An 18,541-nucleotide genomic window follows, 5' to 3' on the forward strand; every position below is an offset into this window, starting at 1 on the left:
CATTTCCCCCCTTTTCAGGGGAGTTTCGGAGGTAACATCATAGCGGGATTGATATCCCTAATAAAAATTAAATTATTTTTTTGCAGTAAAATATATTTTCAACCCTTGCAGGCATTAGTAACATCATCGGTTTTTTCCGAAACCCCTTCCATCATAAAAATTTATTCAACGTTCTCAATATCCTTTCCAGAATAAACATCTTTACCATTGAATATTGAACCCTGCTCATGGTCATTCAATACAAAAACAGGTATGTCTAAAATATCTGTTATTTTGACAATGTTCATAGCAAATTCTGCAACATCACATGGTTTAGAGTTGCTGGCAAATGTTATGTCAACACTGTTTGGCATATCATAGTCCAATTCAATCCTACAGAGATCATCTAAAGTAGCAAAGTTACCTTTGCCATCATCAAACATAATATCGACATAAAGGGCTCTAAAAATATGTCTCAAACTATCTATTAACTCACCATTAATGCTTTTTTCCACATCTTTATCCATTTCTAAACTCATCTTTTTTTCTCCTTTTTTTGAAACATTTAAGCGTTCATTTTGATCCACAAGCTCTGTGGAGCTTTTTATAATATCTTCAACAGTATTGGCTACAGTTTTGTCTTCAGTGCTGTCTTCAACAATTTTAAATTTATTCATTTAAAATCTCCTTAAAAATTATTTAGTTAAAATATTGTCTGCTGTGTCTACACTAATATTCACGATAGCGGATTAAGGCGGTTTGATATTTTTAACGTGCCAAATAAGTAAGTTCATTTTTTTCTCCTTGTTTATAATTCAAAAACTATAACATTTAATATCAGTAAGTCAAGAAAAAATGATAAAAAAACTATTGACATTAATATAACCAATGGTTAAATATATACCATATTATATATCATATTAACGGGAGACAAAATCCAATGGCTGTTAAAAAGAAATTTTCAAAAACGGATTCAAGCAAGATCAGGATTTTTTTTGATGACCTGGAAAAGCTGAACAAGTTTTCCAAACTCAATATCCAGAACTTAACAGAGCCGGAACTTGAAGCTTTGATTGGCGAGTACCCCCATTTATTATTAAGAGATATTTCAACAAAACCATTTCAGGAATTTGCAGAAACCCTGGACAAGTATAGTGAAATGTTTAAAGCTGATTTGGGACCCCAAAGAGTCAAATCTGCCCTGGTAAGAGTTCAAAGTTGTTTACTGGAACAGGTATCAGAAGTCAGACAGTCTTTAGAAAAACCGGAACACCACCAACTATCGTCTTTCACCGGAACAATCACGATCATCTTTGACCCTGAGACAAACAAATATGTTCAAAGATATATGCCGGAAGGCTTCGATCCCGAGTCAAAGATTGATGTTGAAATGGAATGCAAGATTATATCGGTTAAATACTTTGAGGTCGTCGCTTATCTTTGTCAGGAATTGCCGGCTGATCGTTTTAAAGTTTGTGAAAAATGTGGCACACCTTTTTTTCAGGCGACTGCCAGAGAAAAAATTTATTGTTCTGCGCTATGTTCAAAAGCTGTTGCCCAGGCACAATATATCGAAAGAAAAACTAAAGGGGGTGATAAGAATAAAAAATAGCAAGACCAAGTACCATCTTTCCGCACGCGGAAACTATAAATTAACCATTGGGATGAAACATTCAGGAGACGTTAAAAAACCTGTCTAAACCACGCCCTTCCGAAAAGAAAAACGGAGGGCAAACATGCCAACTCAAAACTCAAAAAAAGAAAAAATCAGGAAACCGCATCAAGATCCCCAGAGGATTTTGACCGAGACTAAAACAGATCAAGATTCCCCGGGGATTTTGACAGAAACCACACCTCACCTCATCACCATCAAGGAATATAAGCGCCTGCCAATAGCTGAAATAATTCAATACAAAGGCATCGACGATTATATGGAGCCGACCACTTCAATATATCCGACAATCGTCAGAACGCCGATCCATTATTATTGCATAGACGGTTACAATCTCATCGAAAAAGCGATTCAGGAAAAATCGGCGTCCATATTGTGTCATATTATTTATATAACAACAGAATCAGAAATTGAGCTTGCAATCAGAAAGACTGCTACCAGGATCGTTTCCGACGAAGGAAAACCATATTATGCCGAGCTTGTCCGTAATTGCAAAAAACTTTTATCGTTATTGATTGAAACTACTGAAAATCCGATCATGTATTCCCATGGTGGAAAAAGGAAAGGTGTCAACTATAATCCCGATAATAAAGAAGAAAATATTCGATTTCTTCTGAAAGAGCGTCTCGGCAAATCAATTTCAACCGTTAATAAATATTTAAATTATGGAGAAAACCTGGATGAAGCCATCCTTGACACTCTGGTCCAATCAAAAGAAGGGAAAAAGTTCTTTGAAGCAGTGGCGTCCAATAAAAGGCGTTTCAGCAAGAACCTAAAATGTGATGGAAAAGATGATGCCGTCATAAAAGAAGAAGTTTCAGCAAAATTGGCTGACTGGCTGGAAGAATTCCATGAAAAAGGAAAAATCAAACCCTTATCCTTTGAACCCAGTTTCCCACCTCAAAAAAAGAAATGTCTTATTGATCCTCCGAAGCCATTTGAACATCATGGTGAAATCGAACAGACAGAAGAGGAAATATCTGAACAATCCCTACGTCAATTAATGCAATCAATAGGTTTGGCAATCTTTACCGATTTAAGTGATGAAAAATTTGGTTCAAATGAATCCGTTGAGCTTTTAAAAAGTAATATCAGTCAAGTCCTTATACTGGTTAACAAGTTTAGGGCGATCAAGGAGGTGGCATAATGGGTATTTTTGTTAATTTTTGTGCCGGTACCAATGCCAATATCCTGCCAGCTAAAGATGTGGATGCAATCCTTGTCAACGTGCCGTACAATGGAATAGGGGCAAAAGCCATTAATGATACCAATCTGATGTTTGATTATGCTGCATGTGAATACAGATTCCTTGACACCGGTGGCTATCAATATGCGGTAGCAGAGAACGACGGGAAAAAAATAATCAATGACTCTTCACAACCAGCCATTTGTGATGACACAACGCTAAATTTGACCTTAGATCATGTTTTTTATGCAATGGTCAATTTAAATATCACGATGGCCAACGCAATGGATTTTCCCATAAAAAAACATGGTACGGATGAAGAGAATACTTTTGAGTTCCATAAAAAAGTCGGGTTTAATTTGCACTGGGCAAAGGAATCCGCCAGGTTAAAAAATCTATATTGTCCGGAAATCGAGTTGTTCCTTCCCATACAGTGCTATAACCTGGGTCAGCTGGATTATTTTCTGGATCATCTTGGTCCTGTTGAATTTGACGGATATAGCATTCCCACAAGAAATTTTTCAATCAATGAATTGGCGTTATTCCTTCTCCAATTTTATCAACTTGGAATCAGCAAGGTTCATATCCTGGGCACCTCTCAATTTTTTACAATAGCATTGGGCGCCTACATGGCTCGGCATTATTTTGATTGGGTTTCTTTGGATGCCACCACTTGGAGAGAACAGGCGCAAAATGGCAATTATCTTAACCAGTTCAATTTGATGCCTGAGAAGATATATAATGTGACCATTGATGAACGCATTCAAAATGATTGTATCTGTCCATTTTGCAAGGGTAAAACTTTTACATATATTAAAAATTTACCCCAGACTGAACGGGTTGATTTTTTAAGGTGCCACAATTTTTGGGCAATTGAAAAGGTTACCAGAGAATTATATGATAGTGCTGGTACCATCCTGACCCTGGAGAAATATCTTAAGAAAAAAAGTGCTGATATCGGAAAAATTGATAAACTGATCAATGTGCTGTCTTTGCTTGATATGTATAGGGACGAGGATATAAAAAATGTGCAGGCATTGCTGTTGTAAATACTAATATTTAATTATTTAAAAAAGTGGCCATGCCTTTAATATAAGGTGTGGCCATTTTTATTTTTTAGCTCCTGCAGAAGTTTCCGCATACGAAAAGTTGTGTAAAAGAGCCCCCCCCCCAAAAAAAAAATAACTTAGTATCGGTTCCAACCGTAACAGATCACCACCCTCCAAGCACCAAGATACAAACCGCCTGCTGATGTCTCCATGAATGGAGAACTATATATAAAGGAAATTATAAGTTCCTTTAATTTATCAAACTTTAAGCAGGAGGAAGATGTATGAAAGAAGCAATTTTTACAAAATCGATTTCAATCAACATGGCAAAAGACACTTTTGAAAAAATAAAAGAGGTCACAGATCTTCAGCGGATTTCGATTTCAGAATGGTTCAGGTGGGCAGCCGATCAAACATTAAAAACAATGCAGGAGGGCTCGGACAATGACACTCATCAAAAATAAAGAAAAATTCGGCAATACGGTTTCAGAATTTTTGGACCTCATGTTTACAAGGGCTCTGGACAATGGATATGGGCAGATTGAGCTTAAGCTTATTAAAAATGGTGCCATTCAATCGACATTCCATTCTATGTATAACACTTTCATTGATGCGGCTTATGACGGCTGTAACAATGGTTGGAACGTTTATTTTGGTGTAAACCCAAGGACAGGCGGCGCCGGTAAGAAGGAAAACGTTCACTTTTTAACCAGTTTTCATGCAGAAGTCGATTATGGTAAGGCTGGGCATAAAAAGAAACCGGATTATTTAACCTACGAAGAAGCTCTTGGCGCAATTCAAGGCTATGACCTGCCGCCAACAATCATTAATCACAGCGGCGGTGGATTCCATTGTTATTGGGTTTTAAACAATGCGGTGGAAGTGAAAAAACATGGCGTTGATATCCTGGAAAGTATCAATAAAGGGTTAACCAAAGATTTAAAAGCGGATGCAGGCACCCATCATTTAGCCATGGTCCTACGTATACCTGATACATTTAATCAAAAACTGCCGGGTAATCCACGGGAAGTCACCATCATCACCATGGCTGGACCCAGGTATAAATTTGAAGATTTTCAGAAATTTTTAAAACCTGAAAAGCCAGTTGAACAGAAGAAAGAGGATAAACCATCCACCTCAAAGCCTATCGCATGGGATGAAGATATCGAAAACCTTAATATTTCTGATAAAATCAAAGACCTTATCCTCCGTGGCAAGACCGGAAGCTATTCAAGCAGATCCGAGGCTGACATGGCTGTGATCTGCGTCTTGATCGATAAGGGATACGGGACGGCAGATATTAAGGAAATATTTCAAAAATATCTTATTGGTGACAAATACAGGACACACAAGAACCCGGATTATTACCTTGACCATAGCATAAAACGGGCTCAAAGCATGTCTGATTTCACTGAAGAAGAAAGGCAAGACCCTTTATTCATATCAGGGTCGATTCAAAAAAGAAAAAATTCTGTTGTCTTGAAATCTGTTCCGTTCCAAGAATTAATTTCAAGACGGCACATTTTAAAATACCACGAAGAAGAAAATGCCATCTTCAGATATACTTCAAAGTGTTATGAGCTCGTCAGCAAAAAACAGCTCAATAAATTATGTCAGGATGAACTCGGTAAATACCGTGCCCTGTTCTCTGATTCAAAATTGAAGGAAATTATCCATTTTTTAACCGGGTATGACTTGATGGATGTCAAGCAGGCTAAACAAGATCAGCTCAGGTATCTTACATTTCCAAATGGTCTGTTTGATCTCACCCGCATGGAGCTGGTACCGCATTCAAAAGATATTTTTACCACGAATTTATTACCTTATGAATTTGATCCAAGTGCAGATTGTCCTTTATTTAAAAGCTTCTTCAATGATATTTTTGAAAGCAGCCGAGAAAAAATAGATTTTATGCAGGAGGCAATGGGGTACTGTTTCCACAAAGCAATGCCCAAGCCGTCCATATTTTTTCTTATCGGTCCCGGCAGTAATGGTAAATCTGTTTTTATTGATACGCTAAGCAATTTAGTAGGTGAGGAAAACGCTTGTACCATCAGTCTAAGCTCCTTTACCAGAGAGCTTTACCTTTCAGATTTGTTCGGAAAAATGATCAATATTAGTTCTGAAACACCACGGAAAAGACAGATCGATAGCGACGTGGTCAAATCTGTTTCCGGGGGTGATTGGGTGGCCGGCAGGAAATTATATAATGAACCGGTAAAGTTCAAGCCGTTTGCCAAACATTTTCTGGCCATGAATGAATTTCCAGCCATTGAGGATACCAGTCACGGCATGTGGCGAAGGATCTATATGATCGAGTTCCTAAGAATTTTCACCGAAGATGAAATGGATGTCCATCTGACTGAAAAATTGAAAACTGAATTATCTGGCATATTCAACTTTGCCTTGGAAGGGTACAAGCGTCTTCGTAAAAACCGCTTCATCTTTACGAAAGCAAAGTCCATGACTGAAACCAAAGAAAAATATAAAAGCCAGAGCAACAGTGTCCTGTCTTTTATCAGTCAACACCTTGTGCAAGGAGAACCGGAGGAAAGAGTCGTTTTTAAGGGTCTTTATGAACTGTATCAACGGTATTGCGACGATGAAGGGCTAAAGGATACCAACAAAAAAGCTGCGTTTAAAGAACAGCTTGCAACGGCAGGATTTGAAACGTTGAATTCAAAGAAGGATGCCAATAAACTCTGTGTCTTCGGGGCTAAGCTTCAGGGCATGATAGAATAATATCATTGGGGCATGATCAAGGGTTACCTTTTTTTTATACGGGGTAGCCCTTTAAAATGTAGAAATTAAATTTTATTTTACAAAAAATATCAGATATTAAAGTCTATATATTACCTGATTTTGCGGGAACCTTCTTCAGGGCGGTTACTAATTTAAAATCTTGCTCATTCAATAAAAATAGATGATCACAAATGTGCAGAGAGGCTTCGGATAGAAAACGAAGGCTTAATATCATTGTGCACTCGGAAATAATACTTTACTTTATTAACGATATATTGATATATCCTTAGCGAATTGATTCTATTTTTCCCGTTCTAAGATTACTCAAATTCTAAAATCGCTCACAATTGCCCAAAGCAACAATTATTATCAATACGTGAGTTTTGCTATACCGGGTTATTACATTTGCTGGAAAAGCTTACCATCTAAAATAAACCGAAATAAGGAGGTCTCCATGGGTCGATTCGCTAAAAAACAGCAGATAAATTTACTTTTTCCACATAGTTTAATTAAGTTTTCTTTAAAAAAAATTGGTATCATTTCTTTTGTTATTGGCATATGCCTTATTTTTTCCGTGGGTTGTGATAAGCCGCCAGAACCACCAATAGCTGGTATAGTGAACAACTGGTTCAAACTTCAAAAGGATATTGCCCAAAAACTAAACAAAGAGTGGGGGGGGGAAAAGTTTTATATCGCTCCGACAAAGGGCGCAGTATACCCAATAGGAACCGCCTTCAATGTGGGCAGCCCCAGTCCAATAAGTGAATTCTGTCAATTTAACAAGGAGACTATTCACACTGCAGGTATGCCTCCGTTTCCCGAATTCACCTCCGGTTCCGAATTCAAAATTGATCTTACTATCCCGACAAAGTGGCTTGAAGCTATTAAAATCGGAGAAGCAAAGGTTGGTGCAAACAAGTCATATTCAATGAAATTTTCGATTTCGGAAATGGAACAGTCTTTTGTGTATGATACTACCTTTGAAAATACTCTAAAGGATGAAAAATGCCTAAACAGTCTTGGCAACATTCTTGAGAGAGATAAGCTTATAATCCGGGGGTATATACCATGTAAATTTTCTGTTTCATCAATCGATAAGTGGGGTGCAAACGCAAACCTAAAAGTGATAGAGAAAGACGGGTTGGAAATCACATTTGACCGGGACAGTGGCAGTTACCATATAGAGCAAACAGAACCTTTTGAATGGTTTACTATTTTTGTAAAAATTTCCGCCCTGAAAGTGTATGACAAAGTGGAAAATATGGAAGAATTGGTAGGTATGATAAAAAAAAATCCGTCAGTAGTCGCCCTTTCTAATAATAGAGTCATGAGCTCAAGGGACTTGGATGCACTCAAAGCTCAAGAGGAGTCCCAAAAATCAATACCACCAATTGTTAATAAAATTTCAACAGTTATGATTAATGTGAAAAAACCTAATGACGATGATATGAAAGCATTCCTTGAATAGTTAAGTCCAATATTGCCATCTTGCCTGCAATGGCAAGGGGGGATATGTCCTTCAAGAGTTCAGATCATTGGGATAGTATTCCTCATGCAAGGAAAAATTGGGAAACAAGTTACGCTATTTTGGGATTGCCTTTTTGAGATCCCCAAAAAAGAGTTTTGTCTTTTATTGGTTACTTTTGTCGAAACACCAGACCCACGACATCTTGTATCCCAGGTGTTTTAGGGTATGGGTTTGACAATCAAGATTATTGGAGACTAACATTCCCGGCTGAAAATTTCCAGAATAATCTTAATACAAATATAGCCTATAAAATGGGAATCTCCAGAATCAATTATGTTGGGGGTCATTATTACCGGCAAATGGTTCAATTGAAAAAATCATACGTATTCAAGTTGAATCGGACAATTCTAAACAGTGGATATCGGATATGATTAGTACAACCTTAAACCAACTAAAGATCTTTGCTCTTTTTCCCAAAAGGGGGCGGGGCTATTTATACATAATCTTAAGGATAAGCCTGAGGGATCAGGCAAGGATTTCTACAAGCAAGTTGGGTCAAGATTAAAAAATAGATTAACAAAATAAAAGGTTTTTAATCTGTTAAACCATTAAAAATATACAATTTATTGGCAAAAGATTAAAAATTAATAATATTTCTATTCTTTTAATAAATAGAAAAAAATAAAATATATATAAATATAAAAAGTTTAGGTTAAAAATGTTAATTTTTTAATCTTTGTTCAAAACCCTTCTCATTAGTCATGGTGCCGGATTAACATTGGCTTAAAATTTTAATTTATTTTTTAATCTTCTTGTATTAGCGGCATTATCTTAAAATAAAATCCTCGTTTAACTTGTATGGATTATTAGTTATACAGCCCCCACCCTTTTGGGAAAAGAGAAGTGAATGTTAATGATAATAGCCACTAAGACAAGCAAAATTCTGGCTTTAAATGAGATTTGTCTTTTTATTATATAAAGGTATGGCTGAACTAACACCACCTGTATTTATCGGATTTTTAGGGTTAAGTTGCGTATTTAAAATAGATCATGCCGGTAGCATCTGACAGCAGTTACCATTCTTTCTGAAATCTTTTATATCGGTAGATTGGTACATCGGTCTTTTTACAGGACATTCAGGGTTTCGTTGATACATATATACGATCGTTCCCGGACCTGTTTAAATGGCGTAAAAAAACGGTCAGAGAATCCAGAGTTAATGGATATGTCGCCACAAGAATGGGTAGGCGAATGGTCGTCACAAATTCAACCGAAAACAATAGTATTATCAATTTTCCTGTCCAGGGAACCGGGTCTGACGGATTTAAAATTGCATTATTGCTTCTTGATAAGAAATTATTGAATCTGGATGCCCAAATTGTCCATATTCTTCATGATGAAATTATTGTTGAAGCCAAAGAAGAGGTTGCTGAAAAGGTAGCTGGCCTTGTCAAAAAATGCATGGAAAAAGCTTTTGAACAATTGAAGCTTGGTGTGCCAATGATGGCTGATCCAAAGAAAAGAGATACCTGGGGCTAATCCCCTACCCCTTCAAAGTCTTTCTTTAAGGGTGATTTGGGCCTGTTGAATCTCCTTATATACATCCGACAGAAACCACTCGTATTTAACCGATTAAATCAATCTTTTAGCCCATCATATTAGTCCCACAAAAGCATCCAACAAGCTTGTAAATAAGTACGTTCATAATATCTCCAAGTTAGATTCTGGTTACGAAAAGGAATGTTCCTTAGAACATATTATAAATTATATCCCATTTAAATTTAGGAGATTTCAGATGGCAAAAAAAAAGAAGTACACGGCTATGGTGGCGACTATGCTTACGCCAGAAACTTTAACCAAATTAGAAGAGATAACAGAAGAACAGGAGGTGTCAAAATCGGAGTTTATCAGAGAGATCGTAGAAGCAAAATTAAATGAAAAGGAGACCAACAATGAAAAGTAATACATCCGAAACTTTTCAGACGGCAGATGAAACAACGGAATACAGGAAAGAAGTCCTAACACCAAGCCACAAACTTTGGCCAACCTTCCGGAAAAAATTGGATGACGCCATTACAACTTATGTTGATGGAAAATTGCACAGCAGGTGCCGGGGTGATCTATCCCTTACAACAGATATTCTTCGATCACTGGATAATATTGATATTAAAGAGACATTGATATTTTTGAAAGAGTACGGCGGTCACTGTGACTGTAAGGTGATTATGAACCTAGCGAGACTTTGGAATAACAGATAAATATAAAGGAAACCGATCATGAAAAAAGAAAATAATTTAAATGTAAATTTTAAAAAGATGTTCAGTAGCAATAAGAGACTTACCCGAATTTTGTTTGGTATGAAGGATGAACTATTGTTAGTAACGAAAACCCTTTCAAACTACGAAAGAAATGGTAATCGTCATGGGGTTATTTTTATGGCCAGAGAAACCGACACAGGTAGAATGCAGAAAATTATCATTGATGCAATTTACGGAGAACCAAATTCAACTCAAGTTAAAGATTTGACTTATGGAATTGGTACTGATTGTGACAAGCGGATTATTTTTTATACTTTGGAGAATCCAGGATATACAAAAAATGAATATAGATATGAGCATGAAATGGTGAATGGTTTTACAAAAGTCAATAATGACTGCGGTGTTGAAACATTTGTAGTTAATGTCTCTTTGAATTCAGATAAAAATCGCAAATATACTGCTGAAGTGTATCCTGACGAGAATAGAACAACCCTTATTAAAAAACTCCCGACAAAACAGGAATTTGATCAGGCAGCGTTTGGCATCTTCTATAATTATTCTTCTGATTGGAGAAACCCGCACCATATTGAACACCCAGAAAATTGGTTTGATAATTATTGGCATCTAATTTTTCAGGATATAAGCTTTCGGTATCCTATTTGGACTGAAAGCGGATTATCAATACAAGGGGTATCAAAATCTGAAATAGGTGACATAAACTTAAAATGGTTCATGGACAACAAAATAGAATTGCTTAAGAAATTTTTTGATAATCGTGAAATCAATATAAATACTCTGCCCTCTGGTAGAAATATAATGGAAATAAAATTGTGGGACAAACCAATTTCATATTTTGCAAAAACATCCATCAAAAATAAGGAAAGAATTGCTGAGGCTATACGAGGATATGATAGTGTCACCTTTGAATTTTTGGATAATCTCTTTGAAAGACAAATGCCTGATAAAGAGGTTTTAAAAGATCTTGGTTATTTTCCTGGCCTGGCATTTATGGATTTGGATAAAGAAATTTCAGCTTAAAAAAAGACAATAATTTGAAAAGATCGGTTCTGTAATGGGATCGGTCTTTTTTATTATAGGAGAAACGAAATATCATGGATACAAACATAATTGATTGGTCCAAAAATTCCTGGAACCCGGTTTCAGGCTGCACCAAAATTAGCACCGGTTGTAAACACTGCTATGCTTATCGAATCGCCTTAGAACTTCAAAAACAAGGCAAGCTAAAATATGAAAACGGTTTCACACCGACGTGTCACCCTTCATTATTACGGGAACCTTTTAAATGGAAAGAATCTAAAAGAGTTTTTGTAAATTCAATGAGTGACCTATTTCATATGGATGTACCGGATTCCTTTATCATGCGTGTTTTCTGGACTATGAGCTTAGCTGCCCAGCATCAATTTTATGCATTAACAAAAAGGTCAGAAAGATTATACAACATGAGAAATGACCTTAATTGGATGAATAATATCTGTATGGGCGTTTCAGTTGAAACCGCAGATTATCTATATCGAATCGATCACCTGAGAGCAACCGGTGCAGCGATTAAATTTCTTTCCATAGAACCTCTGCTTGGGCCATTACCGGATATGGATTTGTCAGATATCAATTGGGTTATCGTCGGAGGAGAATCGGGCCCTGGTGCAAGACCCATGAAGAAAGAATGGGTGCTTGATATAAGAGATCAATGTATTGATGCAGGCGTGCCTTTCTTTTTCAAACAATTGGGTGGTGTGCACCGAGAAAAGCATGGGTGTCTTTTGGAAGGGAAAAAATGGGATCAGATGCCAGAGATTAAGGTCCCTGGTCAAGATTTTTTGATGTGCGTATAGATCAAAATAAAAAATTTAAATTAATACAATGGCGTTGTGGGTTTCGATCTGCAGCGCTTTTTTTATTTAATAGGAGCGATACAGATGGATAGTTACACAAGAGAGAATATAGATGAAATAGAAGATGTGATACTGGATAATATTGAACAGTCTCAGCCGCCTGAGATAATTCCAATAAAAACGAAAAATCAGCAAGATGTTGCGGAAAATGAAAAGACCTTGGATGAAATAATTTCTGAACTACCGGATAATTTTCCAGATGCAAATCCAATTTTGAAAGAAAACATATTCCCTCAGATTATAGAGTTGGATGCAGGGTTACAGGATTATTACACAGTTGTCCTTCAAAAGAAATTGTCAGTATCGAAACAAACCATAAAAGAAGCGCTAAAAGCTTTTAAACAAGAGATGGCAACTCCCGCAATAGAATCAGGTGATAACAATTTGTCTGAAAATGAAGAAGATGAAATTGACCCTGAGATCATTGAACGAGCAGAACAGTTGGCATCAGATCCAAAAGTATTTAAAAAACGAATTGATATGGTCAATTCTCTTGGAATTATAAATGAACGACTTAATATCGGCGTAATAAGCATGACCATGGACAGCAGATTAAATCCCATGGGTATTAAAGGATCAAATGTTTTAGCTGCAAAAAATACAGGGAAACCGGGTGCCGGGAAAACAGCATCTCTCATGACAATTTTAGAACTATATTCAAAAAATTGTTATCACTTATTGGATAGTGGATCTGCAAAAAGTATCTACAATATGGAAAAGAATGCATTGCAACATAAAGCATTGATACTGAATGAAGCATTCTCACTACAAGGGAATAATTCAAGTGATACTGAGTTTGCTCATGTTGTCCGCTGTCTGCTCTCTGACGGGTCTGTCACCTATCAATACACCTCTTATGATGGGGATGGTAATAAATTTACAAAGCAACAGACTGTTTATGGTCCCACGCCATTGATCACAACGTCAATATATACATCTCTTGAAAAGCAACTTGATGATAGGATGTTCAGCATTCAACCGAATATAACTTCAAAACAGACAAGTGACGTTCTTTCCATTGAAGCTCAACAGGCATCAGGGGTTCTTGATATAATAGATGAAAAAGAAATTCAGGTTTGGCGAACTTTTCATGATTCCCTTGAGGTTATGGATGTTGTGATTCCCTTTGCACCTGGAATTCATGCATTTCTTGTCCAGGGCGGTGATCTTCCCATATCAGCAAGACGAGCGTTTAAAAGGGTTTTGATATCGATCAAGACCATTAGCTTAATCCATCAGAAACAACGTCAAAAAGATGACCAGGGACGCCTTATAGCAGAGGTTCAGGATTATGCTCTGGCGTATCAATTGGTGGATAGTGCCTTCAGAGAAAGTTTGGGTGGCGGGAAATATACAGATAGAAGAATTCAGGTTGTTGATAGAAAGGGTCCTATTCTTTCAAAAAATCTTGCAAAAGTTGAGAATGTCTCTGGCTCCGCAATCACATCCTGGTCAAAAAACTGGTTGGAAAAAGGTGTTTTGATTTGGTGTGATGACCAGGGCGTGGGTATAAATGCCAAAGATCTGAAAAAGATGAAGCCTTCTGGAAAAGCTTATCTGAAAGTTGTCGGGGTAAATCGTTTACCAACACCGTTTGAATTGACTGGAGATCCAGAATGGGTTGTAGGCGGTGAGTTATATCAATTTTATAATCTGGAGCTGGATTCCGGTGATGAGCTGTTAAGTGCTGGTGCTGAAGATGATGCTGACCTTAACACCTTTGATGACAGTGAAATGGTTGGAAATAGTGAGGATGAGGATGACTTTGATGGATGTGTTAAGGTGTTAAACCATAGAACCAATGATGAGGTCAAAGAAATGGTTCGAGAATCCAGCAGGAGGCAAATGGAAGAATATGATCCTGATGATCCTGAAATTCAAAAATTGTCTGAAGAGATTAGTGATATTTTGAAACCATATGTACCCCAAAAGATTGTTGAAGAAACAGTTGAAGTGAATAATTATCATGGTGGCGTGGTGGATATCTTTCCTGGGGTGCCTGCTTTTTAGGGCGGGGTGGTATATTTTAGAGGATAGAGACCGATTCTGTGATGGAGTCGGTCTTTAAGTATTCATCTTTGAATGAAAATCCTTGAACAAAAAGACTGTCACTGTTAAAATTTTTGAGTTTGATTTCAAATACGGCTGATTAATGGGAGGGACAAGGATGATCAAAGATGAAGGAGTAAATGGATCTGATGTTGTAATAGATGAAAAAGTGATTGATTCTGCTGTCGAATTTATAAATGAAATTGCAAACAAAACAATTTATAAAGGTTCAATCGAAATCGGTGAATATATTTTGAAGCATTTTTTTGGTAATGATATAAAGCTCGCTTCATCAAAGAATCCAAAGAAACTTTTAAGTTTTTACAAATTATGCGAAAGACAGGATTTAGTCGTGCATCCCAATCAATTGGGGTTGATGGTCAGAGTTGCATCTCAGGAAAGATATCTCACCGAAAATGAAGTAAACACTAGGGGATTGTCTTACACTCACAAAGCAACACTGGTTAAATTGGACAATACTAAAAAAAAGATCAAGACTATTGAAAAATGCATTAAAAAAAACTGGTCAACCAGAGAACTTGATGATGAAATAAAAATAATAATTCAAGGACTCTCACCAAGCACAAGTCCATCTCTTATCCGGACGACAAAAAAGTATATTACAAAAGTAAATGATGTTTTGAAGGCTGCGAAAGATTCAAACTTGGATATCGACGATGAAGAATTGTCCAAAATGTCGGATAAGAGACGTAAGGACCTTGAGAGACATTTAACAGAATTAAAAATGAAGATTGATGATACTGTCAAGAAAACAGGTGATATATCGGCTGATTGTGATGGCTTGTTGGCCAAATTGGCTGACGTTGCGAAAGAGAAAAAAGCAAATCCCACGAAGCGTGGTAGAAAAAAGTCTAAGACCCAAAAAAAATAAACTGCAACTGCGCCGTTGGAGTTCGTTTTAAGATAGGATAAATTGTTATAACAGATAGTTGTGATTATATTTATAAAGGGTGAACTGCTGAAATGAAATATGTAGACATGAGATCTCTTGAAAAAATACATAACCGGAATTTAAACATTTCCAGCTATATTGTTGATGACGAGCACATATTAATTACAGGAGAATTGAAAGAAGGAAATCTGATAACGGTTTATGAAAAATCTGGTGAACCTATTGAACCTAATGTTTTTCATCATATGCAAATTCAAATACTTGTCAAAAGTGTTGAATTAAAAATTGTGGATATTCATGTGAAAATCCCAGGTGCTCCTCACGATGATATTTGTAGGGAAATGGAAAATAGTCTTGATGAAATAAAAGGTCTTGTCATTGCTCCAGGATTCACATCTAAAGTCAAAAAGATTGCCGGCGGTATAAAAGGATGTGTCCATTTGACAACATTGCTTTTATCTATGGCGCCAGCAGCACTTCAGGGATACTGGATATTCGAAGCACGTGATAAAGATATAAGTGAAAATTCCGAGTTTGTTATCGGGGAATACTTAATAGATGCTTGTTGGGCATGGCGTAAGGGTGGACCCTTGGTTAAATAAGTGGCGATTGTAAGATGGCGTTTTCCTGGATTTGCAGTGCCATTATTTTTTTGAGAAACAAACTGGTCGGTGCCTGGAAACAAACCGGCTGATTTCAGGAAACAATCTTAAAAATTCAAGTTTCAAACTCAAATTGATATTTTTATGTTGAAGCTATGGAAAAATTGTTGCTATGTTTTTTATATATTAAAAAATTGAACTTGGAAGAATGCCGTTTGATGTTATCTTAGGTTCATTTAGTTTAAATCAGCGAAGCGTCTTTTTGCGTCCTTTGGATTTATCTATTGGGTCTTCTGTATATAAAGGAAAACTGGGTGAAAGAATTATAACAAGATACATTATTAAACCAAACGCCACCTATGACTATTCCATTCCTGTACGGCCTTTTCTATATAATCCCATGAAATTTTTGGATACCATCCCTTTTTATCGCGCATAATTTGATGTATTAAATCATCACAATCCCGAACCCATCCTGAATCGACAGTTTCTTCTTTCGTAGCCTTGATAAAATATGCAATAGCACATGGAATATCAGCATCATATGTATTAAGATAAAATTTTCCCGCATTTACTAACACTTCTTTTTCATCACAATCATACGCGCTGTTTAAAACCATATCTTCATCATCATTTATCAAACCCAAATATGACAGGCATAGCCTAATGTTCGTGTTCAGCTTAAATGGTTTCTTTTCTTTAGCAAGTGATCTGATATTTGAATCAATATCAGCGAAAGAGGTAAATTCAGAATCATTCTTTAGAATTGTATTGAAAGCCCATTTTGCTTCATCATCCTTCCCCATTTGAAAACAAATCCTTCCAAAATTCATCAAATTTTCACTGGTTGGAAGCCGTTTGGCATAATTTCTTAATCGATGATATTGACCTTCCTCGCTTTTCAACTTTTCAACATCAAAACCACACCCTGAAAGAATTGTTTTCACATCGTCAATAGATTTCGGAGGAGATTTTGTAATTGCCATATTTAGCTCACGTGAGCTGAACATATGAATCATGCCGCAAAGCTTTAAAAAAGGTTCAAAATAATCATTAGTAAAATTTAGGTATAATTTTTCTTCTAAAAAAACAGGTATATCTACCTTGTCTAATCTAATAGGAATGATGACTTTTTTACCAGCTCGGATTTCACGAGATAAAGCTTGGTTCAGCTCTTTTTTACACCAATTTGATTCAATGGAATTTGGTGATAATATAACACCCACATAAATAGATTGCTCCAGCGCTTTTCCGATGCAATCGAATAAAGAATCACCTGGTTCGAGTTCCCACTCATCAAACCACGCAACTATAGAAAGCTCGAAAAGATCCCCTGCCAATTTTCTAACAAATTCTTTGTCATTAGAACTATGGCAAAGAAATATATCAGCCGCATTTTTATTCATTGTTTCATATCTTCCCTGAATGCCCAAAAGTTATTGTGTAGACCTGAATACCAAGTACTTTGGACTATTATCTGACATGTAACGATTAAAAAATTTGATCTGTAAATCAATATCAATGTTTCAAATTTGTGTAAAGAGCTATTCAATTATATAGCCGAAAGCAAAAATTGAATAATTAAGTTTCCATTCAGGTATATTGTTGACACAGTTGAATGTTGGAAACTCAGTCAATCCATCTTAATACACCATCAAAAAAGCAACTATTCTTTAACCCTACAACCGCTCCTCCCCCACTTAAAATCGTTATAAGTGACTTATCAAAATTCAAACAGCAAACCATTTTTTAATAGCTTAGATTGCTTTTTCAAATAATATACAGCGAGCGACAAACAAGTGGATATGACAAGTGCATATAAATCCAAAAAATTAAATTTGAAAATAAAAACGGATCTGCAAAAAAAATTGTACCAAAAATTCAAATATTCATTTTTTTTGGTAATGAGGGGGGATGTTGTATTGTGGTTGATAATTAAAAAATTGATTGTTTGTCTGCTGAGAAAAGCCCGGAGTATTAATAATAGTCCGCCCTTTTAAATCCAGGGTGTGAGGAATTTCGTTATAGATAGTTTACATCATATCAAAAATGGATCAATTTTGGATTGTTTTGATATCCGAGTTGGTAACGGGGATTTAATTCCCTTCCAAAATCAAGGGTCTTTTCCCAGCCGATTTTAAGACAGGTGATCCGCCACAAATCTAATTCCCTTCATTTCATTCCCTTAAATTACTTTTTTAATACTATAATTCCCTCTATTTAATTCATCTCGTTCATTTTTTGCTTTCAGGAGGGAGTATGGAATCTGTTCCCTGTCCAGTTTGCTGCACTTTTTTCATTCCAAGAAATAAATCCCAAAGTTTTTGTCCAAAACCGGGTTGCCAGAGGGCTCGAAAAGCCCTGTGGCAAAAACAAAAGATCACCTCTGATCCTGATTACAAGGAAGGTCAACGTCTATCGCAAAAGAAATGGCTTCAAAATAATCCGGATTACTGGAAAAAATATCGCCGCAGGAACCCGGAGAAAACTGACAGGAATCGTTCTCTCCAAAAAATCAGGAACATGAAAAAACAGCATCCTCCCGAACCATCAAAAATCATTGGTATTGCAAAGATGGACGCGAGGAAACCCTTGCTACAAAACCTTTCCGGGCAATATTGGCTTGTACCAACCATTGCAAAGATGGATGCGGTAAAAATCTTTATCACTTCAATACCAGTCAATTCCCCGTAATTGCAAAGATGGACTC

At 36.5% G+C, this 18,541-nt stretch carries 17 protein-coding genes; 15 read left to right on the top strand and 2 right to left on the bottom strand.

What is annotated here, in order from left to right; genetic code table 11:
- Positions 1-161: 161 nt before the first annotated feature.
- Positions 162-656 carry a hypothetical protein gene (locus ACZ45G_RS13835; protein ID WP_464179069.1) on the bottom strand — a complete coding sequence of 165 codons (495 nt, stop codon included), beginning with the start codon at positions 654-656 and terminating at the stop codon, positions 162-164.
- 392 nt (positions 657-1,048) lie between these two features.
- On the opposite strand from ACZ45G_RS13835, the gene ACZ45G_RS13840 reads away from it, so the two are divergent.
- From ACZ45G_RS13840 to ACZ45G_RS13905, 14 genes are all read left to right on the top strand, one after another.
- A complete protein-coding gene (locus ACZ45G_RS13840; protein ID WP_464179071.1) occupies positions 1,049-1,591 on the top strand; it encodes a hypothetical protein in 543 nt (180 codons plus the stop codon).
- A 226-nt stretch (positions 1,592-1,817) separates the two neighbouring features.
- Positions 1,818-2,798 (top strand): hypothetical protein, encoded by a 981-nt coding sequence (locus ACZ45G_RS13845; protein WP_464179074.1) that lies wholly within the window; start codon positions 1,818-1,820, stop codon positions 2,796-2,798.
- The gene (locus tag ACZ45G_RS13850; RefSeq protein ID WP_464179076.1) at positions 2,798-3,886 is read left to right on the top strand and encodes a hypothetical protein; all 1,089 of its coding nucleotides are present in this window, start codon (positions 2,798-2,800) and stop codon (positions 3,884-3,886) included. The genes ACZ45G_RS13845 and ACZ45G_RS13850 overlap by 1 nt, the downstream gene beginning before the upstream one ends.
- Positions 3,887-4,170: 284 nt before the next feature.
- Positions 4,171-4,350, top strand: a complete 180-nt coding sequence (locus tag ACZ45G_RS13855) for a hypothetical protein (RefSeq protein ID WP_464179078.1) — start codon at positions 4,171-4,173, stop codon at positions 4,348-4,350.
- Positions 4,331-6,628, top strand: coding sequence for a DNA primase family protein (locus tag ACZ45G_RS13860; protein ID WP_464179080.1), 2,298 nt, complete (start codon positions 4,331-4,333; stop codon positions 6,626-6,628). Before ACZ45G_RS13855 ends, ACZ45G_RS13860 begins: the two co-directional genes overlap by 20 nt.
- Before the next feature lie 454 nt (positions 6,629-7,082).
- Positions 7,083-8,096, top strand: coding sequence for a hypothetical protein (locus ACZ45G_RS13865; RefSeq protein WP_464179082.1), 1,014 nt, complete (start codon positions 7,083-7,085; stop codon positions 8,094-8,096).
- Between the two features lie 1,134 nt (positions 8,097-9,230).
- Positions 9,231-9,635: a DNA polymerase gene (locus ACZ45G_RS13870; RefSeq protein WP_464179955.1), complete on the top strand. Its 405-nt coding sequence runs from the start codon at positions 9,231-9,233 to the stop codon at positions 9,633-9,635.
- 256 nt (positions 9,636-9,891) lie between these two features.
- Positions 9,892-10,059: a ribbon-helix-helix protein, CopG family gene (locus tag ACZ45G_RS13875; RefSeq protein ID WP_464179084.1), complete on the top strand. Its 168-nt coding sequence runs from the start codon at positions 9,892-9,894 to the stop codon at positions 10,057-10,059.
- Positions 10,049-10,354, top strand: coding sequence for a DUF2695 domain-containing protein (locus ACZ45G_RS13880; protein ID WP_464179086.1), 306 nt, complete (start codon positions 10,049-10,051; stop codon positions 10,352-10,354). The genes ACZ45G_RS13875 and ACZ45G_RS13880 overlap by 11 nt, the downstream gene beginning before the upstream one ends.
- A gap of 18 nt (positions 10,355-10,372) precedes the next feature.
- On the top strand, positions 10,373-11,392 hold the full coding sequence (locus ACZ45G_RS13885) for a hypothetical protein (RefSeq protein ID WP_464179088.1): 1,020 nt from the start codon (positions 10,373-10,375) through the stop codon (positions 11,390-11,392).
- Positions 11,393-11,466: 74 nt separating this feature from the next.
- Positions 11,467-12,207 carry a DUF5131 family protein gene (locus ACZ45G_RS13890; RefSeq protein WP_464179090.1) on the top strand — a complete coding sequence of 247 codons (741 nt, stop codon included), beginning with the start codon at positions 11,467-11,469 and terminating at the stop codon, positions 12,205-12,207.
- An 84-nt stretch (positions 12,208-12,291) separates the two neighbouring features.
- Positions 12,292-14,277 carry a hypothetical protein gene (locus ACZ45G_RS13895; protein WP_464179092.1) on the top strand — a complete coding sequence of 662 codons (1,986 nt, stop codon included), beginning with the start codon at positions 12,292-12,294 and terminating at the stop codon, positions 14,275-14,277.
- A 157-nt stretch (positions 14,278-14,434) separates the two neighbouring features.
- Positions 14,435-15,208 (top strand): hypothetical protein, encoded by a 774-nt coding sequence (locus ACZ45G_RS13900; RefSeq protein WP_464179094.1) that lies wholly within the window; start codon positions 14,435-14,437, stop codon positions 15,206-15,208.
- Between the two features lie 92 nt (positions 15,209-15,300).
- On the top strand, positions 15,301-15,831 hold the full coding sequence (locus tag ACZ45G_RS13905; protein WP_464179097.1) for a DUF2889 domain-containing protein: 531 nt from the start codon (positions 15,301-15,303) through the stop codon (positions 15,829-15,831).
- A 341-nt stretch (positions 15,832-16,172) separates the two neighbouring features.
- On the opposite strand, the gene ACZ45G_RS13910 is transcribed toward ACZ45G_RS13905, so the two are convergent.
- Positions 16,173-17,237 carry a toll/interleukin-1 receptor domain-containing protein gene (locus ACZ45G_RS13910; RefSeq protein WP_464179099.1) on the bottom strand — a complete coding sequence of 355 codons (1,065 nt, stop codon included), beginning with the start codon at positions 17,235-17,237 and terminating at the stop codon, positions 16,173-16,175.
- Between the two features lie 853 nt (positions 17,238-18,090).
- On the opposite strand from ACZ45G_RS13910, the gene ACZ45G_RS13915 reads away from it, so the two are divergent.
- Entirely contained in the window at positions 18,091-18,525 is a 435-nt protein-coding gene (locus tag ACZ45G_RS13915; protein WP_464179101.1) for a hypothetical protein, read from the top strand.
- Positions 18,526-18,541 lie beyond the last annotated feature (16 nt).

This window comes from Desulfoconvexum algidum, assembly GCF_055382125.1.